The 26389-nt window shown below is 69.2% G+C and carries 25 protein-coding genes; 13 read left to right on the top strand and 12 right to left on the bottom strand.

Annotated elements, in window-relative coordinates; translation table 11 throughout:
* Positions 1 to 3: 3 nt before the first annotated feature.
* Together ACIQIB_RS13625 and ACIQIB_RS13620 are read right to left on the bottom strand one after the other, a co-directional pair.
* Positions 4 to 603: a GNAT family protein gene (locus tag ACIQIB_RS13625; RefSeq protein WP_363605299.1), complete on the bottom strand. Its 600-nt coding sequence runs from the start codon at positions 601 to 603 to the stop codon at positions 4 to 6.
* 23 nt (positions 604 to 626) lie between these two features.
* Complete coding sequence (locus ACIQIB_RS13620) at positions 627 to 2030, bottom strand: hypothetical protein (protein WP_363605300.1); 1404 nt, start codon at positions 2028 to 2030, stop codon at positions 627 to 629.
* Positions 2031 to 2409: 379 nt separating this feature from the next.
* Here ACIQIB_RS13620 and ACIQIB_RS13615 point away from each other — a divergent pair, with 379 nt between their 5' ends.
* The 6 genes from ACIQIB_RS13615 to alaS all read left to right on the top strand — a co-directional run bounded on the left by ACIQIB_RS13615 (position 2410) and on the right by alaS (position 8850).
* The gene (locus tag ACIQIB_RS13615) at positions 2410 to 3243 is read left to right on the top strand and encodes an aspartyl/asparaginyl beta-hydroxylase domain-containing protein (protein WP_363605302.1); all 834 of its coding nucleotides are present in this window, start codon (positions 2410 to 2412) and stop codon (positions 3241 to 3243) included.
* A gap of 36 nt (positions 3244 to 3279) precedes the next feature.
* Positions 3280 to 4152: a hypothetical protein gene (locus ACIQIB_RS13610; protein ID WP_363605304.1), complete on the top strand. Its 873-nt coding sequence runs from the start codon at positions 3280 to 3282 to the stop codon at positions 4150 to 4152.
* Positions 4149 to 4748 carry an LOG family protein gene (locus ACIQIB_RS13605; protein ID WP_363605306.1) on the top strand — a complete coding sequence of 200 codons (600 nt, stop codon included), beginning with the start codon at positions 4149 to 4151 and terminating at the stop codon, positions 4746 to 4748. Before ACIQIB_RS13610 ends, ACIQIB_RS13605 begins: the two co-directional genes overlap by 4 nt.
* A complete protein-coding gene (locus ACIQIB_RS13600; RefSeq protein ID WP_400757946.1) occupies positions 4745 to 5296 on the top strand; it encodes an orotate phosphoribosyltransferase in 552 nt (183 codons plus the stop codon). Before ACIQIB_RS13605 ends, ACIQIB_RS13600 begins: the two co-directional genes overlap by 4 nt.
* Entirely contained in the window at positions 5293 to 5961 is a 669-nt protein-coding gene (locus ACIQIB_RS13595; RefSeq protein ID WP_400757944.1) for an HAD family hydrolase, read from the top strand. The genes ACIQIB_RS13600 and ACIQIB_RS13595 overlap by 4 nt, the downstream gene beginning before the upstream one ends.
* 228 nt (positions 5962 to 6189) lie before the next feature.
* Complete coding sequence (gene alaS, locus ACIQIB_RS13590) at positions 6190 to 8850, top strand: alanine--tRNA ligase (protein ID WP_400757942.1); 2661 nt, start codon at positions 6190 to 6192, stop codon at positions 8848 to 8850.
* 57 nt (positions 8851 to 8907) lie between these two features.
* Here the strand turns inward: alaS and ACIQIB_RS13585 are convergent, their stop codons facing one another.
* Both ACIQIB_RS13585 and ACIQIB_RS13580 read right to left on the bottom strand, forming a co-directional pair.
* On the bottom strand, positions 8908 to 9360 hold the full coding sequence (locus tag ACIQIB_RS13585) for a GNAT family N-acetyltransferase (protein WP_400757940.1): 453 nt from the start codon (positions 9358 to 9360) through the stop codon (positions 8908 to 8910).
* A gap of 183 nt (positions 9361 to 9543) precedes the next feature.
* The gene (locus ACIQIB_RS13580; protein ID WP_363605311.1) at positions 9544 to 10602 is read right to left on the bottom strand and encodes a phosphotransferase; all 1059 of its coding nucleotides are present in this window, start codon (positions 10600 to 10602) and stop codon (positions 9544 to 9546) included.
* 161 nt (positions 10603 to 10763) lie between these two features.
* On the opposite strand from ACIQIB_RS13580, the gene ACIQIB_RS13575 reads away from it, so the two are divergent.
* The gene (locus ACIQIB_RS13575; RefSeq protein ID WP_363605312.1) at positions 10764 to 11822 is read left to right on the top strand and encodes a hypothetical protein; all 1059 of its coding nucleotides are present in this window, start codon (positions 10764 to 10766) and stop codon (positions 11820 to 11822) included.
* 588 nt (positions 11823 to 12410) lie between these two features.
* Entirely contained in the window at positions 12411 to 12932 is a 522-nt protein-coding gene (locus tag ACIQIB_RS13570) for a hypothetical protein (RefSeq protein WP_363605313.1), read from the top strand.
* Between the two features lie 134 nt (positions 12933 to 13066).
* Here ACIQIB_RS13570 and ACIQIB_RS13565 read toward each other — a convergent pair whose 3' ends face one another.
* Together ACIQIB_RS13565 and ACIQIB_RS13560 are read right to left on the bottom strand one after the other, a co-directional pair.
* Complete coding sequence (locus ACIQIB_RS13565; protein ID WP_363605315.1) at positions 13067 to 13570, bottom strand: hypothetical protein; 504 nt, start codon at positions 13568 to 13570, stop codon at positions 13067 to 13069.
* A gap of 123 nt (positions 13571 to 13693) precedes the next feature.
* Entirely contained in the window at positions 13694 to 14623 is a 930-nt protein-coding gene (locus ACIQIB_RS13560) for a DUF6192 family protein (protein ID WP_400757937.1), read from the bottom strand.
* Between the two features lie 249 nt (positions 14624 to 14872).
* On the opposite strand from ACIQIB_RS13560, the gene ACIQIB_RS13555 reads away from it, so the two are divergent.
* From ACIQIB_RS13555 to ACIQIB_RS13540, 4 genes are all read left to right on the top strand, one after another.
* Positions 14873 to 15241 carry an NUDIX domain-containing protein gene (locus tag ACIQIB_RS13555; RefSeq protein WP_363605318.1) on the top strand — a complete coding sequence of 123 codons (369 nt, stop codon included), beginning with the start codon at positions 14873 to 14875 and terminating at the stop codon, positions 15239 to 15241.
* A gap of 169 nt (positions 15242 to 15410) precedes the next feature.
* On the top strand, positions 15411 to 16019 hold the full coding sequence (locus ACIQIB_RS13550; RefSeq protein ID WP_363605319.1) for a hypothetical protein: 609 nt from the start codon (positions 15411 to 15413) through the stop codon (positions 16017 to 16019).
* Positions 16016 to 17440 carry a hypothetical protein gene (locus ACIQIB_RS13545; protein WP_363605320.1) on the top strand — a complete coding sequence of 475 codons (1425 nt, stop codon included), beginning with the start codon at positions 16016 to 16018 and terminating at the stop codon, positions 17438 to 17440. The genes ACIQIB_RS13550 and ACIQIB_RS13545 overlap by 4 nt, the downstream gene beginning before the upstream one ends.
* A gap of 205 nt (positions 17441 to 17645) precedes the next feature.
* Positions 17646 to 18977 (top strand): hypothetical protein, encoded by a 1332-nt coding sequence (locus ACIQIB_RS13540; protein ID WP_400757934.1) that lies wholly within the window; start codon positions 17646 to 17648, stop codon positions 18975 to 18977.
* 394 nt (positions 18978 to 19371) lie between these two features.
* Here the strand turns inward: ACIQIB_RS13540 and ACIQIB_RS13535 are convergent, their stop codons facing one another.
* From ACIQIB_RS13535 to ACIQIB_RS13515, 5 genes are all read right to left on the bottom strand, one after another.
* A complete protein-coding gene (locus tag ACIQIB_RS13535; protein ID WP_400660260.1) occupies positions 19372 to 19704 on the bottom strand; it encodes a hypothetical protein in 333 nt (110 codons plus the stop codon).
* A gap of 23 nt (positions 19705 to 19727) precedes the next feature.
* Entirely contained in the window at positions 19728 to 19922 is a 195-nt protein-coding gene (locus ACIQIB_RS13530) for a hypothetical protein (protein ID WP_400660262.1), read from the bottom strand.
* A gap of 101 nt (positions 19923 to 20023) precedes the next feature.
* Positions 20024 to 20254 carry a hypothetical protein gene (locus tag ACIQIB_RS13525; RefSeq protein ID WP_400660265.1) on the bottom strand — a complete coding sequence of 77 codons (231 nt, stop codon included), beginning with the start codon at positions 20252 to 20254 and terminating at the stop codon, positions 20024 to 20026.
* Complete coding sequence (locus tag ACIQIB_RS13520; RefSeq protein ID WP_363605323.1) at positions 20251 to 20979, bottom strand: hypothetical protein; 729 nt, start codon at positions 20977 to 20979, stop codon at positions 20251 to 20253. The genes ACIQIB_RS13525 and ACIQIB_RS13520 overlap by 4 nt, the downstream gene beginning before the upstream one ends.
* A gap of 208 nt (positions 20980 to 21187) precedes the next feature.
* Entirely contained in the window at positions 21188 to 22321 is a 1134-nt protein-coding gene (locus tag ACIQIB_RS13515) for a hypothetical protein (RefSeq protein ID WP_363605324.1), read from the bottom strand.
* Between the two features lie 194 nt (positions 22322 to 22515).
* Here ACIQIB_RS13515 and ACIQIB_RS13510 point away from each other — a divergent pair, with 194 nt between their 5' ends.
* Positions 22516 to 24648, top strand: coding sequence for a tetratricopeptide repeat protein (locus ACIQIB_RS13510; RefSeq protein WP_400757932.1), 2133 nt, complete (start codon positions 22516 to 22518; stop codon positions 24646 to 24648).
* On the opposite strand, the gene ACIQIB_RS13505 is transcribed toward ACIQIB_RS13510, so the two are convergent.
* On the bottom strand, positions 24599 to 26080 hold the full coding sequence (locus tag ACIQIB_RS13505; RefSeq protein ID WP_400757930.1) for a hypothetical protein: 1482 nt from the start codon (positions 26078 to 26080) through the stop codon (positions 24599 to 24601). The genes ACIQIB_RS13510 and ACIQIB_RS13505 overlap by 50 nt on opposite strands.
* Positions 26081 to 26389: the final 309 nt, after the last annotated feature.

The raw sequence follows: 26389 nt of genomic DNA, 5'->3' as shown, positions 1-26389 counted from the left end.
GGATCACCTGCCCGGACTGTGTCCGCCGTCGGCTTCGGCAGCTCCGTCGGAGCCCACTCCGTCGATCGGCGCCCACTCGTGTTCCAGGATCGAGTAGGTGATCGAGTCGCGCCAGGCTCCGTGGACGAAGACGTGGTCGCGGATGCGTCCGTCCTCGGTCATTCCGGCGCGCAGGAGGGTGCGTGCGGAGGCTTCGTTGAGCGGGGAGCGGGCGGCCCAGATGCGGTGCAGGCCGAGGACGTTGAAGCCGAGCGCGCACAGCAGGTGGACGGTCTCGGTGCCGTGGCCCTTGCCCCACGCGGCCTGGTGGAGGGCGAAGCCGATGGTGGCGGCCTGCTGAGGCTCGGTGGCCAGGCGCGCGTAGCCGATCAGCCGGTGTTCGCCGAGGAGGGTGACGGCGAGGCAGTACTCGTCGCGCGGGGTGGCGTGCGCGGAGGCGATGGAGCGGGCGGTGATCGCCTCGACCTGCTGGCGGGTGCGGGGTTCGAAGCTGAGGTGGCGGGTGGCCTCGGGATCGCCGTAGATGGCCAGGAGGTCGTCGGTGTCCTCGGCTTCGACCTCGCGCAGTGCCAGGTTGGGGCCGGTCAGGTGAACTGGGGTCATGGCTGCGGAGCCTATCCGCGGGGTCACCGGACGAGGACCGAGGTCGGGGTGGCGGTGAAGGCCTCGATCTCCTCGCGCAGACCGGCCGCCGCGCCGCTGCCGCTGCGGCGGCCGTCGCCGTGCAGGGCGGCGTGGACGCGCTGGGCGCTGCTCACGATGCCGAAGTTCCGCTGCTCGACGGGGAGGTCGAGAACCGGACGGACAGCCTCGGCGGCGCCCTCGATCTCGCCGCGGGCGATGCGGGCCAGTGCGAGGTCGGTCTGGGCGCCGGCCTGGTCGCCGAAGGCCCACTCGTCCTCGGAGGCGCTGCGGTAGGCGGCGACGGCCGCTTCGGACTGGCTCTCGCCGAGCGCGGCGTCCTGGCCGAGCTGCACGGTGGCCTCGGCGACGTAGTACAGCTGGCGGGGCACCGGGAAGGTCATGATGCCGCCGAAGGCGTCGAGGTCGTCGGGTTCGACGGTCGCGCGGGCGCCCTCGGCCTGCTGGATGGCCGCACGGGTGGCCTCGCCGTCGCCGAGGAGGGAGTGGGCGCGGGCGGAGAGGCAGGCCAGCCAGACGCCGGTGGTGCCGTGGACGTCGCCAGCCACGCTCTGCCCGAGGGCCGCGTACTTGGCGGCCTCGCCGGGGCGGCCGGCCCAGTAGGAGATGAGCGACTGGAGCGAGCGTACCCAGGCACGCATGGCGTGGTGGTCGGCGTTGTCGGCGCAGACGAAGGCGGTACGGGCCTGCATCATCGCGGCGCTCGGGTTGCCGAGGTCGTGGCTGGCCTTGGCGAGCATGCCGGAGGTGATCCCGGCGAGCAGGTACAGCTCCCGGGCCTGCAACGGCTTTACGCGGCCGTGTTCCAGCAGCCGGAAGGTGAGGTCCTGGACCTCGACCAGGTCGCCGAGCAGGGTCGGCAGTGCCAGTTTCGGGTAGGCGGCGGTCAATCGCCGTACCTCGTCGTGGATCTGGCCCAGGGTCTCCGAGCCGATGCTGCTGCCCTCCGCCATCGCGGTGAACCGAAGTGCGCGACGAGCCGCCATCATGACCTGCCTTTCCAATTCCGTGGTGCCCGCGTCGAAGCGGGGTTCGCTGCTGGACGGGCCACCGGCAGGCAGTGCCGCTGCCTGCTCGGGTGGGAGGAGGACAGGGACCGGCCGTGGTGGCGGGACGACGAACGAGGTGGTGCTGGCGTGCGCGGGGCCGGCCGGTGCGGGGGCGAGGAGTTGGTCGACGCCGACGCCGAACATGGCCTCCAGCACCCGGCACTGGTCCGGGTAGGGGCGGGTCTTCACCGCTCCGCCGTACCAGCGCTCGAACTGCCGCTTGGAGACCGACAGTCCCCGGAGCCGGGGGTCGCGTTCCTGCTCGGCGGCCGAGTTCGCCGTCGCCTCGAACCGAAGGCGGAAGGTCTCGTAGACCTGCCAGTGTCGCTGAAGCGTCAAAACCCTTAGGAGTGTGGGAGTTTCAGCCACCGCGGATCATCTCCGTCCCCGTTCGTCTGCTCTGACGATAGCCATGGTTCCTCGACAGGAAACCCGTTCGAGGCCGTACCGGACCAGATGGCGGCGGCCATGACGGCAGTCATGACGCACACCGCCATGACGCCGGTCTCACCGCCCTCAAGGCGACGGGATGGCGACGGCAGCCGTGTCGTATCGGTGCCGCACCCGGCGCCGCCATCCTGAACGCCGCTTCGCTGTCCGTGCATCGTCGACAGCGAAGCGTGAGATCAAGGGCGCTGGGACCGGCGCCCGATCGACCCCATCCAGCACCACGTGCATTCCGGCTCGCCATGCAGTGAGCCGGCCCGGGAGGGAACCGATGGACAGCACCCTGATCGCTCTGGCCGGGCAGATCGCCCAGCTGGACGCCGTGGACTCCGCCCATCTGGAGCGGATGCGCCACGAGGCCCTGACCGCCCAGGCGCCGTGGAAGGCGGAGTACGGCGCCTACCAGTCCGGCGGCTGGTGGACCACCTCGCTGATGAACGCCTCCGGCGACGCCGCCGACGTGACGATCGGCGACTGCGCCGCCAAGCCGACCGACCTGCTGGGGCGGATGCCGGCCACCGCCGCGTTCCTGGCCGACCTCGGCCTGAACTTCATGGGGGTGCGGCTGGCCCGGCTGGAGGGCAACGCCTTCCTCTGGGAGCACCGCGACTACGACGAGCTCCACCAGGTCGAGCGGCACCGGCTGCACGTCCCGCTGCACACCAACACCTCGGCGTTCCTGGTCACCGGTGGCACCAAGGTGCATATGGCCGGCGGGCGGATCTGGCGGCTCACCCCGACGTACGCCCACGGGGTGTGCAACCTGCTCGGCCCCGACCGGATCCACTTGATCGCCGACGTGTACGCCGACGGCGCCTACCGGCACCTGGCCCGCCGGCCGGCGCTCAGCCCGACGGTCGCGGAGCCGTTGCCCGTCGCCGACCAGACGGTCCTCGCGGAGCGGCTGGAGAGCGCCCGCAACATGGCCACCCTCGGCTACACGGAGGCGGCCGAGCGGATGCTGCTGCGGCTCTTCTACACCTACGCCCTGCCGGAGGGCACGGCGTACGACCTGATCGCCGAACTGCACACCTCCCTCGGCGACATGGAGGCCGCGACGCGCTGGGAGACCGCCAAGCGCCGCCTGCTCGCCCTCCCCGCCTGATCCCAGCCCGCACCCACGCCCGGAAGGAAGAAGCGCATGCCCACCCTGCAACTGGCGGCGATCACCCAGGCCAACCGGCCCGCACAGCTGCCGCTGCTGTCGAAGCTCGCCGACATCCTGGCCACCTCCCTGTCGGTGACCCACCTGATGGTCCGCGGCTCCTTGGCCCACGGCACCGCCGACCGCCTGTCCGACGTCGACTTCGTCGTCGGCGTCCACGACGCCCAACTCCCGGCCTTCGTCGAGGCGCTGGACACCCTGATGCCCGTCGAGGCCGGCGCCCTGCTGCCCGGCTGGCGCGACACGATCGTCGCCGACCTCGGTGGAGTCGGGATGGTCTTCCTCGTCCCGGACGAGGGGAAGCTCCACCAGATCGACCTCTACGTCGCACCGGCCTCCCGGATCCCGCGGCTGCAGGCGATGGTCAGCACCGCCGTCCTCCTCGACCGCCGGTCCGGACCGGTTGCCGCGTCGGACATCGCGGCGGCCGAGAGCTTCGTCGCCGCCTTCGCCGCCCGGCCGCGCTCCTGCACCGAGCTGCTGATCGAGCACCTGGTGCTGGCCGTGCTCCTGCACAAGCGGATCCGGCGCGGCCAGCGGTTCGTGGCGTACTCCGAGTGGCACCGACTGCACACGGCGACGAAGGACCTGATCAAGACGGCCCTGGCCCCGGCCTCGCGGTACTGGGGCTGGTACCAGCTGCGCGAGGAGATCGCCGTCACCCCGATCGGCCGGGCCTGCCTGGGCGACCTGGATGCGGCGATCGGCGGCCCGGCCGTCCCGGAGGCGGCCGACGTCACCGAGGCGATCGAGCGGGTGCTCGCCCTGACGGAGCGGGCCTGCCCGCAGGCGCTCGACGGTCTGCGGGACGCTGTCGCCGCCTACCGCACCTACCAGGAGCTGGTGTGAACGCACTCCACCTCGCGGGCCCGGCCGCCAGCCGGGCCCGCGAGGGCCTGAGCGCCGTCTTCTTCGGCGGCGTCGTCCCCACCTCGCACGAGGAGGAGACGCTGGCCGAGGAGATCGGCCGGAGCTTGGCCCAGGCCGGGTACCAGCTCCTGCACGGCGGCTACAACGGGCTGATGGAGGCCGCCGCCCGTGGAGCCGGAGGCCAGGGAGCCACGGTCACTGCCGTCACGCTGATCGGCAAGCACGACGAGTGGGGCGCGTTCAACCCGCACACCACCCTGTCCGTGCACCTGCCCGACCCCGGTGCCCGGCTCAACCACTACCTGGAGAACGCCGACCTGATCGTCGCCATGGGCGGCGGAGTCGGCACCCTCCACGAGCTGACCGCCGCCCTCTACTACGCGACCGTCATCCGGCCCGTCCCGGTCTGTGTCGCCGGACCGGCAGCACTTCGGCTGCTCGCCTTCCTGCGCGAGGAGCGCTGGCTGTACGAGGCCCCGACCCGGCCGCTCGGCTTCCTCGCCACCGCGGAGTCCGCCGACGCCTTCCGCGCCCACCTCGCCACGCTCGACACCGCCCCGATCGGAGGAGCATGACCACCCGCACCCCGCCGGCCGGCCTCGCCGCCCGGCTCGCCGAAACCGCCTGCGTCGACGCCCCGTTCAAGCTCGCCAACGGCACACAGCTCGACGCCTACTTCGACGAGTACCGGATGTCCTCCGAACCCGCGCTCCTGCGCGACACCGCCGCCGCCCTGGCCTACCTCGTCCCCGACGACGCCCAGGTGCTCGCCGGCATCGAACTCGGCGGCGTCCCCCTCGTCGTGGCGCTGTCCGCCGCCACCGGCCTGCCCGCAGTCTTCGTGCGCCGCAAGCCCAAGAGCTACGGCTCGCGACACCAGGTCGAGGGCCTCGCCATCGACGGCCGCCGCACCGTACTCGTCGACGACGTGGTCCGCTCCGGGAGCCAACTGCTCCACATGGCACGCATCCTGCGGATGACGGGCGGACCGGTCACCCACGCCCTGTGCGTCCTGGAACGCCCGCTCGGCGGCCGGGCTCTGCTCGCCGACCACCGCGTCACCCTGCACTCCCTGCTCACCGAGGCCGACCTGCCGACGCCCCGGACGGGTGGTGCCGCGTGAAGCGGGCCGTGCTCTTCGACCTCGACGGCGTCCTCGTCGACAGCCGGGCCGCCCAACTCGCCACCCCGGCGGGCTACGCGACTACCGCTCTCGGTAGGCGCGTCACGGTCGCTGACCTCCCGCCCGCCGCCGCGACCACCCCTCGCGAGTACGTCCTCTCCGACCTCGGGTTGGACGGGCCGATCAACGAGGACGGTTGGGCGGCGGCGAGCGCCACCGCCACCCTCACCGCCGAGGTGTTCCCGTACGTTGCCGAAACCCTCGCGGCGCTCCGCGAGGCCGGAGTCGGAACCGGGGTCGTCACCCTGCGAAGCCGCGAACGGGTCAACTGGCTTCTGCCACAGGACATCCTCGACCAGCTGGACACGGTCGTCTGCTACGAGGACGCCCAGCCCAAGCCCGCCCCCGACGGCGTACTGCTCGCCCTCGACCGGCTCGACGTCACCCCGAGAGCGGGCATCTTCGTCGGCGACACCGAGACCGACATCCACGCCGCGCACGTCGCGGGCGTCACCGCCGTCGGCGCCGGCTGGGGCTTCGCCGGGCCCGAAGCGCTCACCCGGGCCGGAGCTCACCTCGTGATGCCCCGCGCTGACCACGCCGCCTTCGTCCTGCCGCTCCTGGTCGGCATCGGCCGACAGGAGGACAACTCCAAGCGATCTTGACCCCGGACCCGCTACTGTTGGTGGCGCAGTCGCAGCGGACCGTTGCGTCCCATGTCGGCTGCGCCACCTCAGAGCGACGGATACCGGAGTCATGGTCTACACCGTGGGGGCGCGAGCTATCTGCGCCGAGCTGGAGAACTGAGAACCACTCAGTCCTCGTTCTCGGCCCGGCTCGGCGTGTGATCACCCCACATCTCTCCGCGACTCTTCCGTGAGGGCCATACCGCCATGCGCTCGACGCAGATCCGCTCCACCTTCCTGGACTTCTTCACCTCGCGCGGCCACCGCCACGTCCCGTCCAGCCCGCTCATCCCCTCCGACCCGACCCTGCTGCTGGCCAACGCCGGCATGAACCAGTTCAAGCCCTACTTCCTGGGCGAGGTCACCCCGGAGTACCCCCGCGCCACCACCATCCAGAAGTGCGCCCGCACCTCCGACATCGACAACGTCGGCCGCACCAACCGGCACGCCACGTTCTTCGAGATGATGGGCAACTTCTCCTTCGGCGACTACTTCAAGGCCGACGCCATCGCCTACGCCTGGGAACTCCTCACCCAGGGCTACAACTTGGAGAAGGAGCGCCTCTGGATCACGGTCTACCAGGACGACGACGAGGCCGAGCAGCTCTGGCGCAAGATCGGAGTTCCCGCCGATCGGATCCAGCGCCTCGGCGCGGACAACTTCTGGGACATGGGCGTCCCCGGGCCCTGCGGCCCCTCCTCCGAGCTCAACTACGACCGGGGTCCGGCCTTCGGCCGCGAGGGCGGACCGGCCGTCGACGGCGAACGCTACGTCGAGATCTGGAATCTCGTCTTCATGCAGTCCCTGCGTGGCGAGGACGACGACAACGGCACCTTCCCCATCCTCGGCGACCTCGCCCGGCAGAGCATCGACACCGGCCTCGGCCTGGACCGCCTCGCCGCGATCCTTCAGGACGTCGAGAACGTCTGCGGCACCGACCTGCTCCTGCCCACCCTCACCGCCGTCCAGGAACTCGCCGGCCGCGACTACCCCGGCAACGGCCCCGGCGGCGAGGAGAAGGTCTCCTTCCAGGTCGTCACCGAGCACGCCCGCTCCATCGCCTACCTCATCGCCGACGGTGTCCTGCCCGCCAAGGACGGCCGCGGCTACGTCCTGCGCCGTCTGATGCGCCGCGCGATCCGCCACGCCCGCCTGCTCGGCATCGACCAGCCCGTCCTCGCCCCGGCCACCGCCAGCGTCATCGCCAACCTCGGCGACGTCTGGCCCGAACTGGTGGGTCAGGCCTCCCTCATCGAGCAGGTCGTCACCGCCGAGGAGGAGTCCTTCACCCGCACCCTCACCCAGGGCACCCGGCTGCTGAACGCCGCCATCACCCGCAGCCGCGAGGGCCGCTCCACCACCCTCACCGGCGATACCGCCTTCGAACTGCACGACACCTACGGCTTCCCCGTCGAGCTGACCATCGAGGCCGCCCGCGACGCCGGGTTGAGCGTCGACGAGGACCGCTTCACCACCCTGCTCGCCGAACAGCAGAAGCGCGCCAAGACCGGCGGCAAGGCAAAGACCGCCGAAGCCCTGCGCCGCCAGGACGCCTACCGCGAACTGTCCTCCCGCCACGGCCGCACCGACTTCGTCGGCTACGACCGCCTCGACACCGAAGCCACCATCCTCGGCCTCATCGCGGACGGCACCGTCGTGCCCGGCGCCGACCAGGGCAGCACCGTCGAACTGGTCCTGGACCGCAGCCCGTTCTACGCCGAATCCGGCGGCCAGGTCGGCGACACCGGCACCATCCGCACCGCCTCCGGTACGCTCCTGGACGTTCTGGACACCAAGCTCGGTCTGGAGGGCTTCCACGTCCATACCGTCCGCATCCGCGAGGGCGAGATCCGCACCGGCGAACAGGCCGAAGCCCTCGTCGACGGCCCACGGCGCGACGCGGTCGCCCGCTCCCACTCCGCCACCCACGTCCTGCACGCCATGCTCCGCCGCACCCTCGGCGACCACGCCCGCCAACACGGCTCGCTAGTCGACGCGGGCCGCCTCCGCTTCGACTTCGCCCACTTCTCCGCCCTCGACCGCACCCAGCTCGCCGCCATCGAGACCCTCGTCAACGACCACCTCCTCGACGACCCCGAAATCCGCATCTGGCACGCCACCCGCTCCGAAGCCGAGGCCGCCGGAGCCACCGCCCTGTTCGGCGAGAAGTACGGCGACCACGTCCGCATCGTCGACATCGGCGACTTCTCCCGCGAACTCTGCGGCGGCACCCACATCGGCCACGGCGCGGGCGCCGGCCCCGTCCGCATCCTCGGCGAAGCCTCCATCGGATCCAACCTGCGTCGCATCGAAGCCCTTACCGGCCGCGACGCTCTCACCCACTACGACACCGAACGCCGCCTCCTTGAAGAACTCTCCACCCTCCTCGGCACCCGCCCCCAGGACGCCCCCGACACCCTCCGCAAGCGCCTCGAAGCCCTCACCACCGCGCAGCAGGAACTCGCCCGCATCCGCGATGCCGAGCTGCACACCCGAGCCCAGCAGCTCGCGGCCTCCGCCCGCACCGTTCCCGGTGGCAGGATCCTCACCGAGAAGCTCACCGGCCTCAGCCCGGACGAACTCCGCACCCTGGCCACCAATACCGCCGACCTCCTCAACGGCGACCGCGCCGTCGTCGTCCTCTGCACCGAGCACGGCGGCAAGGCCCTCCTCGCCGCCGCGATCACCCGCAGCCTTCACGACACCGGCACCCACGCCAGCCAGATCCTCAGCCCGGCTGCCCGCACGGTCGGTGGCGGAGCCGGCGGCACGGGCCCCGTCGCCAGTGCCGGCGGACGCCGCCCCGAGGCCCTCGACGAGGCCCTCACCATCGCCGGTCAGGACGCTGCCCGAGTCCTCGGCCAGTAGCGTCGGCCGCTGACCTGCGGTCGGTGCCTTTGTTGGGGAGGCACCGACCGCACGTTCTCACCGCTCTCGTCCGGCTGCGGCAAGGTCTTTCAGCAGGACCACGCTCTCGTAGTTGGTCACACCCCACCGCCACGTCCCCACGGGGACGTACCCCCGCCGGCGGTACCAAGCGACCAGCTCAGTGGCCTCGGCCGACGTATCGATGACTGCTTCCGCGGCCCCGAGAGCGAGGATGCGGTCCTCCGCCACGGTCAGCAGCCGGTGCCCGAGGCCTGTCCCCTGACACACGGGATCCACCGCGAGCTGCCAGAACGAGCCCGCATCGGCTGGTGCTGGATACCCCGTGTACGGCGCGGCCACTGTCACCGACCCGACCAGCTCAGCACCCCGGAAGGCGAGCCAGCACTCCCCCCTCCCCACCCGGGTAGCCGTGTCCTGCACGGACTGATACGACGCGAAGAAGACCCTGCCAGCCGCTGCATGGGCGGCGTACGCGCGGTGCAGGAGCATGGTGAGCTCCTCGGCCGAATCGCCATCGATGAATCGCCGTATCGAGATGCCTCCGCCGGAGCCAGCCGAACGGCCATGAACGCTGCGCAAGATCACAACGAACAGTCTCGCTCTGATACAGCCGGAGGGCCTCCGGGGACCCGCCGCCCGGTGACCGGTCAGCGCGTAGCGACCGGACACCACTCAGGGCATAGCCGCGAACGCCTCCTGCACGTCCTCGCGCCGCTCCGTCCACCAGGCCAGGAAGCGCTCGGCGGGCAGGAACAGGTGGTCGAAGGAGTGGTCGTCGCGGTCGTAGTGGAAGACCAGCTGCCAGTAGTCCGACATGCGCTTCCACCACAGCCGGTCCACCGCGTCCGCCAGCGCCGGCACGGGAAGCGGCACCACCGACCGGTAGCCGGCCACGAACGCGGACGTCAGCTCCAGATCGAGGAAGCCGTCCTCACCGCCGAACTGCACCGTGGCGGTGCGGGCGACCTCCTCGCCGAACGGCCGGACCCGGATCCGGTCCCAGTCGATCACCCCGACGATCTCGCCGTCCTGCCACAGCACGTTCCGGTGCTGCACGTCACCGTGCGTCCACCCCACCGGGCCGATCGCCACCTCGCCGGCCGGGTGCTCATGCCCGTACGTCTCCAGCAGCACCTTGCGCTCAGCCAGCGCCGATGCAGCCTCGACGTCGAACGCCGTCCGGCTCTCCAGTCCCGCGATCAGGGCGAGGAAGCGATCCGTCTCCTGGTGAGCCTCGGCGGGCGTGGTCACCGAGACGGTCACCTGCTCTGGCCCCGGTGGCAGCAGGCCGGCCGGCCGCTCACCGTTCAAGCGCCGATGGACCTGCCCGAGGAGAACGCCGAGGTCACCGGCCTGCCCAACCGAAAGCGCCGTACCCGGTAGATGGCTCCCCTCCATCCACGGAAGCAGGCAGTACCCGCGGCCGGCGACATCGACCACCGCGTCCCCAGCCGAGGAAACCCGCGCCCTACCCACTGGCAGGCCGTCGTCGGCCAGCTCCGCCAGCGCAGCCAGGTTCCGGCGAGCCAGCGACAGTGGCACATCCATGATCCGCTTTAACGCGAACGAGCCCTCGGCCGTATCCAGCCGCCAGTTCCCGTTCATCAAGCCGTCCGACAGGAAGCGGCACTCCCGCACCTCACCCAGCCCGAAAGCCCGGCCGAGAACCGCCAGATCCTCCGCGATCTCGCTGTAGCGCGCGCCACTTCGGGCGTCGTGAGTCGCTTCCATCACCCCAAGCAGGCTAGTGGAGCAGGGACGCCGATGCGGCCAGTTCGAGAGGTATTCCAGTCGACCTTGTCGTGGTGGATCCGGGCTTAGTCGCGCTCTGTGATCGGCGTGTCAGAGCGAGCCGATAGCTTCGTACGGTCCCATGTAGGAAGGAGTCGGACTTGGCAGGGTTCAAGATCAATCAACGCGGGATCGACCAAATGATGCGCGAGATCCAGAAGGGGGTGGAACGCTCGGCACGGCGTCATCCGATTCGAGTCCCAGTCAGTACGGACCCGTCCAACGGCACGGGCCCGCATGCGCACGGCGGGGTCGCGGAGGACCCGTACCTGTCCAAAGCCCTGCTGTGGTTGGACGATCCGACAGGACGGCAGCGCGGCGGCCTCCGAGACCTGCTGAGCTTCGCTGAGCTGGAGGACCTTCCGAGGGAGGACACCGCTGAACTCGCGCTCCAGTTGGAGCAGCACGGCCTGGTGCAGATCGTTCGCAGCTGGGGCGGAGAACAGACCACAGTTCGACTGATGGATGCCGGCCGAGTTGAGGTGCGGCGGTTGAAGAAGCTTGCTGGTGACAGCGTCGCCCGCGCCAACTACGCCGCTGACGCGGTCCTGCGGTGGCTGTACGACCAGGGTGCCCCGGTGGAGCCCAGCCAGTTCGCCGACGCCCCGGCTGCGTTCTTCGCCGGCACCGTACTCACGGTCGCCGAGATCGCGGAGGCTGCCGTCGAACTCGGAGCACACGGTCTGGCGGACGGCGAGGCCGACTCAGAAGGCACCGGTTCATGCCGGCTGCGGATCACCATGGCCGGCACCGCCTGTATCCGTGGCGGCCACACTGTGAGGAGTTACATGGACAGCCAGCACACCGCATCCACGACGACCAACTACCACGGCACGGTCGTGCAAGGCGGAGTCAGTGGCGGTGTCGTTTCCACCGGCGACCACAACTCGATCAACGTGGGCAACGGGATCGATGCCCAGGCCCTCGCAGGCTTGGTGCAGGGTCTGCGCGATGTCGCCCCGCAGCTCGGCCTCGACCCGGTCGACGCCGAGGACTACGTGGCTGAGGTCGAAGCCCTCGAACGCGACGGCCATGACCCCGAGCAGGGCGGCCGTATCTGGCGCAGGATTATGCGTCTGGCCGGCTCAGAGCTTACGGCTGCTGTAGCTACCGGCGTCGGACAGCAGCTCGTCGAAGTCGGAGCCAATCTCTACAGCTGACGCATGGGCCCGCTCTTGCCCGCGGGACCGGCACAGCCCGGTAGCTCCTTCGGCCCTCGGTCCTCAGCCCCGGGGCCGGGCCAGCTGAGCGACCGGGGCCTCCGACCGCGAGGACACGAACTCGCACACGTCCCCACCGACGACAACGACTGGCACACGCCATCCAGCGAGACTGCAACTGGCCCACAACTGAACCGTCGGGACCGGCCCGATTTCAACCGCTGCCGACAGCCGGGTTGGTCAGCTTGGGCGGGCGTTGGAGTGTCTTCAGCCGAAGTCGGAATGCGCAGTTTCCTCAGGACAAGAGCACCCGCCACAGTGATCACTGGGACGATGGGGACAGGGTCATATAGTCGCGGAATGCGAGTCACTGACATAGCCATGCCGTCCGGTATCACTGCACGTCCACGCGACCCCCGCGGGTACCCCGTCCCGGCGATCACTCCGTGGGAGGACGGCGTCCCGCAGTTTGCCAGCACGAGCATGCGCCGGGTGTTCCTGTGCGTCGAAGAGCGCCGATGCACGGTCTGCGGTAGGGAGATGCAGCCGGGACCAGTGTGGCGCGTCGTGGACGGAGAGGAGGCCGAGATGATCAGCGCGCTGCTGGGCATCGGGAAGGCGTACCGCAACTCTGCGCCCACCGGTGAAGCCCCCGGCCATCGGACCTGCATGATCTACGCCGCTATGGTCTGCCCGTATCTGAGCAGCCCAGAAGGCCGCCGAGGCGAAGCCTCGAACATGTACGGGGCCGAGATCCCCAAGGGGGATGCGCGCGGTATTGGCGGTGGGATCGTGGCCTACAACGACTACGGGTTCGAGCAGACTCCGGCCGGCCCCGGGGTCGTCTACGGCGCGCCCGTCGAGATCATCACGTACAACCGCGCTGAAGACTTGCAGGACGAGATCGCTGCTTCCATCGCGGCCGACGAAACGGTAAGTGGCAAGGCACCGAACTGGCTTGGCGAAGATGAGCAACTGGTTGAGTCCGCGTTCCGCCGTGCCATGCTCTCGCCGGCAGAGCGGCGGGCGCTGGAGGCACAGAAGCGCGCCGCACAAGCCAGGAAGCGGCAGCAGAAGCAAGCGAGGGCGTCTCGCAAGAAGAACCGTTAGAGATGCGCTTGGTGCTCGTTCTGGCCTGGCGCAGTGAGTTAAGCCTTGAGTTGCGTCGGCCCCTGTAGCCAGGGACGCTCGACGTTAGCGGGTCGGGCCCACCCTACCTGTGGGCCCGGCTCGTGCCCTCGGGTTCAATGCCGCCTGGCGGTGCCCGACGTCTTCCGGCCCCTACCCGATGCCGTGGACGTCTTGGCTTTCTCCTGGGAGACTTCCCCAGCGACCTGTGCCGAGAATCCGGCCTCCTTCAGGAACTCCATGGCAGCGAAGATGTCCCTGCACGTCTTCATCAACACCATGACCGACAGGTCGCTCTGCGCCTCAGGTGGCAGGTTGGCCAGCGCGCACTTGTACACGCGCTCCGTGGCCTTGAACAGGCTTCCCAATCTGATCGAGGCGTACAGCTTGCTCATGTCGACGTTGTTGGTGGCCGCGTACCGGCCGTGTACTAGCACGAAGCCCGTCTTTTTGTTCGCGCACTGGTGGTCGCGAATCCATGACTTGCCTCGTTCGAACTGGGCTGTTGTGTTCTCGCCGATGGCCTCCTCTCGGGGAAGGCCGTTGTCACCGGCCTTTGCTACCCGGTTCCAGATATCCTCTCCGCTGTCGTGCGCCGCCTGGCGGCGCGTGGTGGTCATGGCTGCCACCTTCTTTTTAGTTGCCGTTGTCACCCCTTGGTGGCCCGGCGCCCGGACGAACGTCCTTCCGGGCGTGGCCTTTCAGGCAGATGACCCTGTTGTTGCAGCAGCCACTGCCTGCGGCTACTCGCCCTCCTCGTCCTTCAGAAGGCTCGCCAGTGCCTTGTCCATGTCGGTGCGGCCTGTCGTGATTGCGCTCTCACACCAGTCGAGGAGCATCCGCGCTTTGTGGACGTTGTCGAGCACTGCTGCCTTCGTGTCCTCGTTGTAGTCCTGGGCATGGATCTCGGGGATGATCCGCTGCAGGGAGACGAAGAACGATGCGAAGCTTCCGATCAGCCTGAGGATCTCCAGGGGCGCCTCTCTGCCGACCCCTGGGAGGGCCGTCTCCTCGACGACTTCCTCGACCTCCTCGGCCTCTTCAACCGAAGCAAGATCTTCCTCAGCTTCGATCTCGCGGTCGACCTGCCGCCAGTGCTCTCGCTGTGCCTCTCGCAGCATGTTGCGCGAATGAGGGTCGGCCACGACCCGACTGCGCACCTCAGGCCGGGCGATCATCTCCTTCACGGCCTCAGCAGCATCCTCGTCGCTGTGCAGCAGTCGCCGCGTCTTCGCCAGCCGCTCTTCCGAGTTCGTCGGCGTCAGGGGCATGGTTCTGCCGATACGCTGCGCTTCGTTGACCGTCCACCGGTTCTCTTTCGAGAACGGGTCATACGGGTCCTTCCGGATCAAGATAAACCGACTTCGCACCCGTGCGAGTTCTTCGTGGACGGTGAAGCAGACATCCGGGCGCCGCTTCTCCTCAGGCCACTGCGAGGCCACCGAGTAGTACCGACGCAGGGTGGCCTCGTTGACACCAATCTGGTGGGCGAGCAGCTCAATGACCTGCCCCACCTCGCCGTGACCTCGGGGATGGCCGACCAACGCGTTGATCACGAGATCGCCTAGATCGAACTGAATGCTGCTCCTCTGTTTGACCAGCTTCCGGCCCTTGCGAACAATCGGCTCCCACTCAGCGTTCGTGTAGCCCGTGGGAAGTGTCAAGGTTGCCACGAGGCGCCTCCTCACCCGTGCCGCGCACGTGCTGTCGAGCGGGCACCTACCCGCTCGTCTGCCGTCCCGGCTGCCAGAAGCAATAACAACCCATGGCGGCTCTGTGTGCCGTCTACGAATCAATCTACTCCGGCAGTCATGGCCATGCCGGGCGAGCGCCATTGCTCCTGGCTCCTGCCCTGAAGGCACGGGAGAGACCGTGGAAGCACAAACGCACATACCAGCAGCATCGAGGAGGCGCCTTCGTGGATGAGCACTCCGGGATTCCCCAGCCAGACTCTGTCCAGTGGGGGAATTGCGGCTGGCGAGGCCGAGCCCGGCGAAGCCCTCGACGAGGCCGCCGCCCGCGAGCTCAAGGAGGAAACCGGCCTGCTCGTCGACCCTGCCGACCTCCACTTCGTTCACGTCGCACCGGGCTGGGACCAGGTCGATCATTTCGTTCTCTTCGTCGTTGCCACCGACAAGTGGGCCGGCGCCCTCACCAACACCGAACCCGACAACCACCTCACCGCCCGTTGGGTTCCCGCCAGCGACCTCCCCGAGCCGGCGTTCCCCACAGCTGTACAAGCACTCGCCGCCTACCGTAATGGCGGTCCCACCTTCTCTCGCTACGGCTAGGAGCCGACTGCGGCATGACGCGGCTCGTCGAGGATTGTCTCGGCGAGCCAACCCAGCCCTACACGCGCCTCAGGCGACAGCACTGGTCGCTGCCAATCGGACCTTGAGAGCAGCCGTTCCAGTGCCCCGCCCGTGGTGTGAGCTGCTGGAGTCCTCTACGCTGATCAACGTGGCAGTGGGGGAAGACGCCCACCTCAAAGGATTCTCAGGCGCCCGCCGGGCAAAGATGTGGCTTGAGGGCACCATGAGAATCTCGGGCGCGTATGCGAACACCGACTCGCCGTCGTGCGCCCGACGGCTGACTCTGGCATGGCCTCATGGCGGGCAGACGTTCTCCTTCGACCTGGGAGGCGCCATGCGCGGCGCTCCCTACCACGGGGACATGTTCTGTGCCGAGGTGAAGAACTACCAGCAGCCCAGCGACCAGGGAAATCAGTTCGACGAGTTCGTTGCGAAGTGTTACGTCGCGTGCCAGAACGGCCATCTTCTGAGTGATCACCTCATGTGGATCACATGGGCTCCCTTCCGCGCCAACACCTGGTCGCAGTTGGACTCGCCGAAGCATGTCGAGACGGCGGTTCTGCTCCACCACGACCGCGTCTTCGGAACGGCTGACCGAGCTGCCGCTGAGGCGGTGATCGACCCCGAGATCGTTGCGATGGTCGCGTCGCGGCTGTGGCTGATCGTGCTGTCAGAGAAGCAGGAGACGCTGGTCCCCCTCAAGGACTGGGAAGCCATCGTGGCTGCCGAACTGATCCGCAAGGGAGAGCAGTGGTGAATCAGGCATCGCGGGCGATCATGGCCGCGCTCGACGACACGGACCCAAGGCAGCCCTTCGGCCGGGTCAAGGAGATCATCGGGCACCAACTGCGCCGGATGGACCCCCGGGCCGAGGTCATCGCGACGGGCTTCTTCAACCACACCTACGCCCCGGACATGGTGATCCGCTGGCCGCAGGCGACCCGCACCCCAGACCGACACGTCTATCTCCGGACAACGGCCAACCCGGCGGAGCTCCAGGACGACATCGCTCGGCTGCAGACCAAGGACCGACCGATGATCGTGTCCCTGGGGCAGCTCGAAGCGTCCCGTGCGGCGGCAGATCTCCAACCGTCAGCCACCGAACACCAAACTCTGCTTCTTGACACTCCGGCCTTCGGTGAGCTGGTTCCCACCCAGGACACCCCGAGCGTCCCTCGGCTCATCTCCAGCTCGGTGATCGAAGGCGGGCATGGCGCCCTGGACGGCCCTGCGATCACCCGGTTCAGGAGCGCTGTCGTCACCGGCGTGGAAGCTGCCCGTGAAGGAGATGTCGCACCGACGCGTGTGGCAGTGGAAGCGGTATCCGCCCGGATGGTGCCCTTGGTCGCGGACCGGATGACGGCCTTCATGGCTGCTCTGTGGCAGGGCGGAGGCTCCACCCTGGCCAGTTTCCCGGGCACGCTTCGACGCTCCGGCCGTCTGGACGAATCCACCCTCGCTTACCTTCTCAGTGCTGAGGAGATTCCTGACAGCGGCTTCTGGGGTCGCCTGCTTCCCTTGATCAGCCTGCCGCTCCTACTCCGCACACCGGTCCGTGACCCGGAGAACCTTCAGCACCTCATGCGGCCGGCGGCTCAGCAGTGGCAGAGCCACGTTTGCGTGCTTGCTCCGGGGAGCACGTCCAACGCGCCGATTGGCCCTTGGCGCTGGGCAGTGGATCACGGCAACCTCGTTCTGCAGATGTCGCGCTTTCGGGCGTACGTCGCCCAGACGCAGAAGGATCTCGACACGACCGAAAGGTACGACGAGCCCACTCTGGACGAAGTGCGCGCCCGGGCCGACCGGTTCTCCGTCCCGCTTACGTCGATCCGTATGCTCGTCACCGATCGCCGCATCGGTTACGACAGCCCTGGAGACAATGTCGTTCACGACTCCCAGCTCGCCGGCATCAGCGAGGCGCTGGGCCGGGCTGAGGCGGTCATCGAGGCGGATGCGCCAACACCGTCCGGCGCGGTCTTGCACTGCAGCTTCACCTACCGCTTGGCCAGTGCACGAGGTGCCCGCAGCCACGTTCCCCTTGATGAACTCATCGGCACAACGGCGCGCCTCCTCTCCGACCTCACCGAACACGAAGCCGACCAACTGGTACGCCTACTCGGCCCTCAAGGGCAACCCATAGCCTCGCCCTGGAACCAGCCGACCCTGTTCGAGTCGTAATGGCGAGGCGCACAGGAGTACAGCGCTTCGCTCCGGAGAAGGCGCGGATCGAACTGGCGAACCACGGCTCCAGCGTGATGATCTGATCTCAGACAGTAATCGATACGATCTCGACAGTCCCCGCCATCTCCTCATCACGCACTGGCCCTTGCCGCCACGCTGTACCCGCCGCGAGCCCGACAGGCGCGCGAGATCGGGAGGGAATATGGCGAGGGGCACCGCCCATCAGGTCGAACTGCTGCGTGTAGAGGTCGGGGCGGCCCTGCAGGCCGGCCTGGAGGAGATCCGCAACAACACTGACAACCTGCGGACCGAACTCAGCGCCACGCTGGCGGCCGGCCTGAGTGAACACCGCGACGAGTTCTTCGAGGCGATCGCCCGGGAACAGCAGGAAGCCAGCCGCGCCCATCAGGACAACCGCAGCCTCCACCGCCAGCTGGGCAACCTGCGGGCTGAGCTCAGCGCCCTGCAAGACAGCAGCCGATCCTCCTTGGGAGTCGGCCACGACGAGCCGCCTCGGTCCTCCATTGACTCCCCCGAGGCCGTAAGCCAGCCCGCGGGAACCTCCTCGGAGGCGGACGACCAGAACGACGCCGTTCACCCTCCCGGCGACGACGACAGGGACGGTCCCGTCGACATCACCGAGCTTCCCAGCGCCGAGCCCCCGGCATCCGAACAGGCCGCAGAGTCGGCCACCCCCACCGTGACCGGCGAGGCCGCGGAATCCGACAGCGAGGAGACGACCGTGTCCGAGACCACCCCCGCCGACCACACGCCGGTTACCCCGAACGCTCTCACGAAGGACCAGCTCAGCCAGATCGCCGCCGAGGTGGCCGCCAAGCTCGCCGAGCACCAGGGTGCCCTTCCGGAGCCTTCCGCACCCGAACCGGAAGCGCAGCCCGCAGAAGCGCCCGAACCCCAGCCGACCACCGCCACCAGCCCTCCGGAGGGCCAGGCACGGCTGATCGCAACCGAGGTCGTTGCTCAGCTCGCAGATCTCCTGTGCCCCTCCGTCGCCACGGTGCAGGACACGGAGGTCGAACCCGAGCGTACGGATGCAGTCGCACAGGAGCAGGCAGCAGTCGACGATCTCCCGAGCAGTTGCGCCAACGACGTGTCCGGCCTGATCCCGGAGCCCTTCGTCTGGGAGAACCACGTCAACACTCTCCGCAAGGCCGCCGCGGTGAAGACCGTCGCGATCTCCTGCCACCCCGAGACCTGGGACTTCCTGGCTGCTCAGGTCGAAGGCACCGACCACTTCTCGAAGCCGGCCAACGACAGCAACGAGGACACGATCCTCTCCGGCCGCAGCACCCTCGCCCTTCTCAACGCGCTCCGGGAGACCGTGTGCGGCGGCCTCGGCAAGGACACCGGCATCGAGACCTGGACCCTCGCCGTCACCAGCTACGAGCGCATCGCCGCCGTCATCAACAGCACCCGACCCGCTGACGAGGAGGTCGGCAGCGACCGCCTGCAGCAGCCGCACATCGTCCTCGACGACCGCAGCAGCAGCAGCGGCTCGCCCGCCGCCGGCTGACCTGCCGATCAGCGGTCTCGGCCTCCTCGCAAGGCGCTGAAAACCGGCGCGAAGCGAGGGCACATCCAGGGCACATGAGGGTGGAAAACGCCGCTGACCAGCGTCAACCACTGAAGGTAGTTTTCGCTGGTCAGTGGCACTTTGGCAACAAAAGCGCAGGTTGCGGGCTTGCGGGGACCAATAGCTGCACGAGCGGCAGGACTTCGCCAACCGGCTGGACGAGGCGGGCACCAGCTGTACTGCCTGGTCTGGCCGTGACGCCGGGCTCCCCGGGCCGCGCCGAACGCGGGCCGAGGCAAGGCTTGCTGGTCTGGCTCCAACTGCGGCCCTCCGGTCGGGCGCAGGACCGTGGCGGCAGGCAGCAGAGCCACCGTCAGCAGGTCCGTGGACACCGCTAAGGCGAGCCGGAACACGGCTGTGAGCGCCTCGCCCGCCGGGTGCCCGGCCGCCGCGAGGGCCCTGTACGGCCGTCGGCGAGGGTGGTGAGGACAGCGACCCCGAGCGCGCCGCCGACCTGCTGGGTGGTGTTGGAGAAGCCGGAAGCGGTGCCCGCGTCTGCCGGTCCCGCGCCCGACATGCCGAGCACGGTGAGCGCCGAGATCGTCAGGCCGAAGCCGGCCGCGAGCAGCATCGTGGGCGGCAGGTCGAGGATGTAGCTCCCGTCCGCGGGCAGCCGGGTCAGCAGCGCCAGGGCGGCGACCAGCAGCACCAGCCCGGTCAGCAGCATCGGGCGCTCGCTGAAGCAGGCGTTCAGCCGGGCGGACAGCGCGAGCGAGACGGTGCCGATGGTGAGCGCGGCCGGGAGTAGCGCGAGGCCAATCGCGGCGGCGCATAGCCGCGGACGATCTGGAGGTAGAGCGCGACCAGGATCTGGAAGGCGAACAGAGCGGAGATCGTCAGCACCTGCACGGCGTTGGCGCCGGAGACCTCGCGTGAACGGAACATCCGCAGCGGGAGCAGGGGTTGGGCGGTCCTGGCCTGGCGGAGCAGGAAGCCGGCCAGCAGGGCGAGCGAGAGCGCGCCGAGGCGAGGGTGCGGGCGGAGCCTCAGCCGTGCTCGCCGGTGCCGACGATGGTGTAGATGCCGAGCATCAGCGCGGCGGTAATCAGCGCGGCGCTGAGGACGTCGGCGCCGGCCCGCAGGCCGCCGCCGACAGCCGGATGGCCTCCTGGGGTGTTGTCGGGCCCGCCGAAGTCGAGCCGCCCTTTCCGTTGGCCTGGCTCGGTTGTCTTCGAGAGGGCTCTCGATCCCGTAGGTGCCGACAACCGAGCGCTCAAGCCGAGATTCCTTGAGTAGCCGAACTCCGGATCTCAGCGTCAGCAAGCTGCGCAGCGACGATCCGCAGCTTCGGGAGGTAGGTCTCGATGTCGTCGATCACTCGACGGAGGTCGGCGGCGTTGAGGTCCGTCCAGTTGTCGAGGAGCATCCCACAGGTCGGTACGCCGTCGTAGGTTGCCAGGCGCGCGCTGAGATAGGGCCCACCTTGGCCGGGGTTAAGGGAGTCGACGGCCTCAAGGGTGATCTCTGTCCCCTCGCAGTCCGCGTGCGGTGCGGTGCCCTTCACGCACCACGGATGAGCACCGCAGCCGTCGGTGGCTCGCGGGGAGTGGGCGGCGGCGAGGCGCTCGGCCTCTTCGTCGATCCGGGAGGCTTGGTCGCGTAGTTGTGCGGCGAAGTCATGAGCCCCGGCCTGGTTCATCTCCAGGCTGGCGCCGTAGCCCCAGCCTTCGATGATCGGTTCGCAGCCTTCCGCTGCCAGCCAGGTGCGACGGACGGTGAAGACCGGATATCCGGAAGGATCACGGATCGTGTGCTCAGGTCCGTGGTGGTCGAACTGGTTGCACGGAACCACATAGCTGGCCGGGTCCGAGTGATCCATGATGCAGCCGAGCATCTCGGTGCAGGGCTGAGCGCCCGACAGGACGGCCTTTGCACCGGAAGTCGGGCGAGGTGGCACTGATGCCTGCGCAGGGAAGCTGGCGAGGAAGACATTGTCCGGCATATCGCTCCGTAGGTAGCGGGAATCGACGCATTCGTGACTCTTGCATCTGCCATCGAGCGACTGGATCTAGATTGGGAAACCGTGCTGACGCGCGTCGCCGGATAGGTACGCTGCTCGGGCTGTGAGCCGCCTTCGGCTGACGAATTCCGGCACTGCCGGATCCGGACTCATCTGCCGGCGCCTGCGCCGGCGGGGCGGCGGAGACAGGTCACCTCTCGATCCGCGTTGGCGGAACATCCTGTCGTGGAACCTCAGTGTGTTCCGCCGGGGTGCCGGGCTGGTCAGTTTGGGCGGCCGTTGAAGGGCTCTCCGCCGTTGTCGGAATGCGTAGTTTCCTCAGGACGAGGGCACCCGCCACAGTGATCACTGAGACGATGGGGGTCGCCACCACGTCGGGCAGTCCGATGAGATTGATGGCTACGCCTGTGCCGACAAGTGCCGCGACCAAGGCCAGGTTGCCGATCGCGCTGGTCATCGCGGAGGCAGGGCGTGAGTCCCGGTGCCACGCAGGGTCGTCGCTCAGGACCTCATCGTCGGCGAGCTTCACGGTGGCGCCGATCACGTTGGCTGGCCGGGTTGCGTGCCGGAGGACGGACGCCAGGATCCTGGCCAGGTCAGTCCGGGCCACAGTGTCTTCGGACAGCAGCCGGATCTTGGCTGCCTGCACATTGCGGACGATCAGGTAGGCGCGGTCCCGGACCCGCTGTCGGAGGATGTGATCGGCATCCTTCGGCACGAAGCGTGCTTGACGTTCCAGGGTCGAACAGAGCTCACCCATGGCCTTGGACACAGAACCGTCCGCAGTTCGGCCGCGACGCTCAGGCTTGTCCTCGGTGCAACTCTCCAGAGCAGCCAGGGCCGTGTGAACCGTCCACTCCCTCGGAACGGAACGCGTGGTTGCTCTGCGGTCTGCCTCGGCGAGGCACAGGGAGAGGAAGAGCAAGCCCCAAGGAAGCAGGGGCGCAGTGCTCTTGAAGGCATGGTGATCCGGGTCGCCAATGGAAAGACCCAGCCACATGGCGAACGAAGCAAGGAGTGGGGGAGCCCAGACCACACCCATGCCGACCAAGGACCGTGACCGGTCGGCGATGACTCGTTCCAGCAAGGCGACATCGGGGAGTTTGTCGGCACTCACCCCGCTGTCCTCCAGGAGGCGGCGAGCAGTCTGCGCGCGTCTGCGAGCCATGGAACGGAGAAGGGAATCGAGAGGGCGCAGACGGCGGAGCCAGTTGCCGGGCACGCGAGGCCCGCTGATCCACGCAGAGCTCACGGAGAACATGGCGAAGAGCAGGTAGATGCTGACGCAGTAAAAGGTCAGTTCGAGGGCGATGTTTGCTGACATGGGCAGAGCTTCGCAGGTAGGCCTGACACCGACAGAGGAACGCCCGGCGGAGTTCTGGGCGCGTCGCGGAGCAGGATCCTCTCTGCCGTATCGGCGGCCCGCGTTCCTTCGACTGCTTGCTTCGGCAGGCTACCGTTGGGCCGGACGCAACAGGCTGGGGCAGTGGTGAACCTTGCCCCACGAAGGACCGGGGGGTGGGTGCGGTGGATCCGTTGTCGTTGTCGATGGTGACGGCTTTCCTGGGCGCGGCCGGCGCGGGGATGGCCAACGAGGCGGGGAAGCGGGCCTGGGAGACGGTCGGCGGGCTGGTGGCCCGGGCGGTGGGGCGGGAGGTGTCGGCGCCGGTCGGGCAGGCCGAGCGGGAGTCCGTGGCGGGGCTGCTTATGGCGGAGGCGATGCGCAGCCCCGAGCAGGCCAGGGCGCTCGCCGCCGTGATGAGCGGGAAGGGCGCCGGTGGGGCGGCGGCGCACGGGGTGCCGCGGCTGCTGCCGGCCTCGGCCCGCTTCTTCACCGACCGGAAGGGGCCGTTGACGCTGCTGGACCGTGAGGCAGAGCGGAAGCCCGACGGTCTCCCGAAGGTGGCCGTCCTGCACGGCCCGTCGGGGATCGGTACCAGCGCGCTCGCCTTCCACTGGGGCGGCCTCGCGGCCGGCCGGTTCCCGGACGGAACCTTGTACGCGGACCTGCGGGGCGGATCGGCGAGCACCGCTCCGACGGCCGCGACGGTCCTGCGGCACTTCCTGCTGCGCTTGGGCGTGCCGGCGGAGTACGTTCCGCCCGCCTTGGAGGACCGGGTCGACCTCTTCCGCTCCCTGCTCTCCAATCGGCGACTGCTGGTCGTGCTCGACCACGCGCAGTCGGCGGCCCAGATCAAGCCGCTGATCACGGCCGCGCCCGGAGTCTTCACCCTGATCGTGGCCCGCCGTCCGCTCACCGGACTGGACGCGGTCACCATCCCGGTCGGCCCGTTGTCCGACAAGGACGCCAAGCGGCTGCTGGCCGACCTGGCGGGCCGACCGGCCATGGTGACGGCCCGCGCCGCGCTTCCCTCGGTGCTGGAGCGGTGTGCCGGCTCCCCGTTCGCCCTGCGGGCCGCGGCCCCGTACCTGGCGACCGGGCTGATCGGCAACGGCAGCCCGGCCGGCCCGCTGCCCCCGGTTCGGGCGGCGGCCGAGGACGCCTACCGGCGTCTCGGGGCAGAGACGGCGAGGATCTACCGGCTCGGGTCGCTGTGTCCGTGGCCCTCGCTGAACGCGGCCGCGGTGGCGGCGATGGCCGAAGTCCAGGAGGCCGAGGCGGAATCGGCCCTGGCCGAACTGGTGGAGCTCCAGCTGCTGGAGAGCACCGGGGACGGCCGCTACCGGTACCGGCCGGCGGTGCGCGCCCACGCGGAGGAGGCGGCGGCCCGCGAGGACGGCCTGGCGGGGTGTGCCGCGACCGTGGCCCGCGCCGTGGACTGGTACCTGCACTTCGCCGTCCGAGCGGACTATGCGGCGCTGAAGGAGCGTTGGCACCTCGGCCCGCTGTACGCAGAGCTGGGGCCGGGCCCGTACGAGGACGAGGGCGCGGCGGTCGCCGCGCTGGTGGCCGAGTCGGGCAACCTGGTGGAAGCCGTACTCGCCGCCGAGGAGTTCGGCCGCTTCGATACCGTCTGCCAGCTGGTGGAGGCGCTCTGGGCCGTCCAGCTCAAGGCGGGTTGCCACGATGCCCTGCTGCCCGCGCTGAGGGCCGGGGCCCGTACTGCCGGCCGGCACTGCCCGGGCACCCGGACGGCGGGCCGGATGCACACCCAACTGGCCTTCGCGCTGATGGAGTTGCGGCAGGACGAGGAGGCCGAGCGTGAGCTGCTGACCGCTGCGGACGACGAGGCCAGGGCCGGGCACGCCCGCGGCCGGGCGACGGCGGTCGAGTCGCTGGGGCTGCTGCGGCTGCGCCAGTGGCGGTTCCGGTCGGCCTTGGAGTGCTTCGAGGAGGCGGACAGACTGCTGGATGGGATCGGCCCGGCTGGCGACGGTGCCGCCGACGTGCCGCGGGCCCGTGCGCTGCTGCACCGGCACCGGGGGCGGGCGCTACGAGGCCTTGGCCGGTTCGAGGAGTCGGAGCAGAGGCTCACCACGGCACGGGAGTTCTTCCGTGGCAGCGGCGAGCGCTACAACACCGCCCGGGTGTTGACGGATCTCGCGGAGCTTCACCTCGACGTGGTCGATCACGTCGGGGCGCTTCCCCTGATCGACGAGGCCGTCGCGCTGCTGAGCCGGGAGAACGCCACCATCCATCTCACCTACCTGGCCGGGCTGCGTGCTCAGTGTCTTCCCGAACAACCGTGACGTGCACTCGCGCGAGGTGGCTGCCGGTCTTGACGGTCAGGGTGGTGTCCTCCGGTGTCACGATCGGCGGGCCGGTGTGCAGCCGGGCGTAGAGCGCTGAGGCGTGCGCGGCCGGGTCTCCGGCGGTGTCGGAGGTTAGCTTGTACCGCAGTCCGCCGCGGTGCAGCACCTCGCATTCGTGAGGGCTGGTGACGTAGGCGGCGAGCGAGGCGGAACGGTACCGGTCGAGGACGTCGGCCGCCCACTCGTGAGGTGAGTCGAACCGGGGGTCGTCGGCCGCGCCGTACCGGAGGATCACATCGGCAATCGTCAGCGCGCCGGGATCGATGGTTTCCTCGTGCACGGCGAGGTGGCCCTCGCCTTCGGCGTCGTCGGGTTCGTACCGGGGCTCGGCGAAGCGCTGGACGGCGATGGTGTCGTCCGCGGTGGCGCGGGTCAGGACGCGCAAGGGCGCTGTGCGGAGCGGCGGCTCGTACGGTGGCAGCGGCAGCGGGTCGAGCACTGCCGGGGCGGCCGGTTCGGGGATGCCGATCATCCGGTAGAAGAGGTCGCGCAGCAGGGCTGCCGACTCTCCCGGCACCGAGCTGGTCAGCGTGGCCGGCCCTGCGAGGGGACGGTGTTCGGCCACCAGTTCGTCCAGTTGGGGCGGCAGCGCGCTGTACGGATCGAGGCGGGGCGCGTCCCGGACGAACGCCGCCACGGGGGACTTGGGTCCGAGTGCCTCCGGGTCGGCGGCGCCCAGCAGGACCGGCGTGCCGCAGGCGGCGGCGTAGTAGCTGACCGAACCGAAGTCGCCGAGGACCACGTCCGCGGCGATCAGGGCCTGGCGCCAGCCTTCGAGCGGGTCGACGAGGGCGAGCCCGGCTCGACGGGCCTTGTCCAGCCAGAGGCGGACCTGGCCGGGGCCGTGGCCGTGCCAGATGTTTGGGTGGAGGACGGCTGCGACCCGGTACTCGTCGGCGGGGAGCTCGGACGTCAGCCTGGGTAGTAGGAGTGGGAGGACGTCCTCGGGGCCGGAGTCGCCGAAGAGTGAGGTCGGGTTCCAGGTGGAGTTCAGCAGGACGAGACGCTGCCCGGGACGGACTCCCAGGGCCCTGCGGTAGCGGTCGCGGTGGTGCCGGGCGGCGAGGATGCGGTCGAAGCAGGGGTCGCCAGCCAGGACGGCGGTCGACAGGGCCGTGGGGCAGGACTCGGCGAGTCGGTCGATCTGCTCGGGGTGGGAGAAGACCATGGCGTCCGCGATCGGGACGCCTTCCGAGGTGAGGATCCACTCGGGCCCGAGCCCGAAGACGGCGTCCGGCGTCCGGCGTCCGGCGTCCGGCGTCCGGCGTCCGGCGTCCGGCGTCCGGCGTCCGGCGTCCGGCGTCCGGCGTCCGGCGTCCGGCGTGGCCAGCTTCTTATTATATCCGACACCGTGAGATAGGACGGTCAACTTTCCCTTAATACCGGCAAGTTGGCCGCCGAAGCTTGCCGATATGGCCAAGTCCACAGGAGTCGACATCGCTTGTTCCCAGGGCAGTACCGAAATGCCCGTCGATGCGAGCAGCTCTGTCACACCGGACTGGAATGGGGAAGACCCGGTACAGGTGGCCAGCAGTTGAAGGCGCAGATCGTCGCGGAACAGCGGAAGCACATCGAGCAGCCGCGTCGCGGACGTCACGTTGTGGACGACCAGCAGGACCCGTCGGCACCGCCCGCGGGTGGCCCATCGGGCCGCGTCAGGCCCCACCGGTACGCGAAC

This window comes from Kitasatospora sp. NPDC092286, from assembly GCF_044755565.1.
In the GTDB taxonomy this organism is placed as follows: domain Bacteria; phylum Actinomycetota; class Actinomycetes; order Streptomycetales; family Streptomycetaceae; genus Kitasatospora.
The sequence above is the reverse complement of the archived record's forward strand: the minus strand, read 5'-3'. Positions and strand labels throughout refer to the sequence as shown.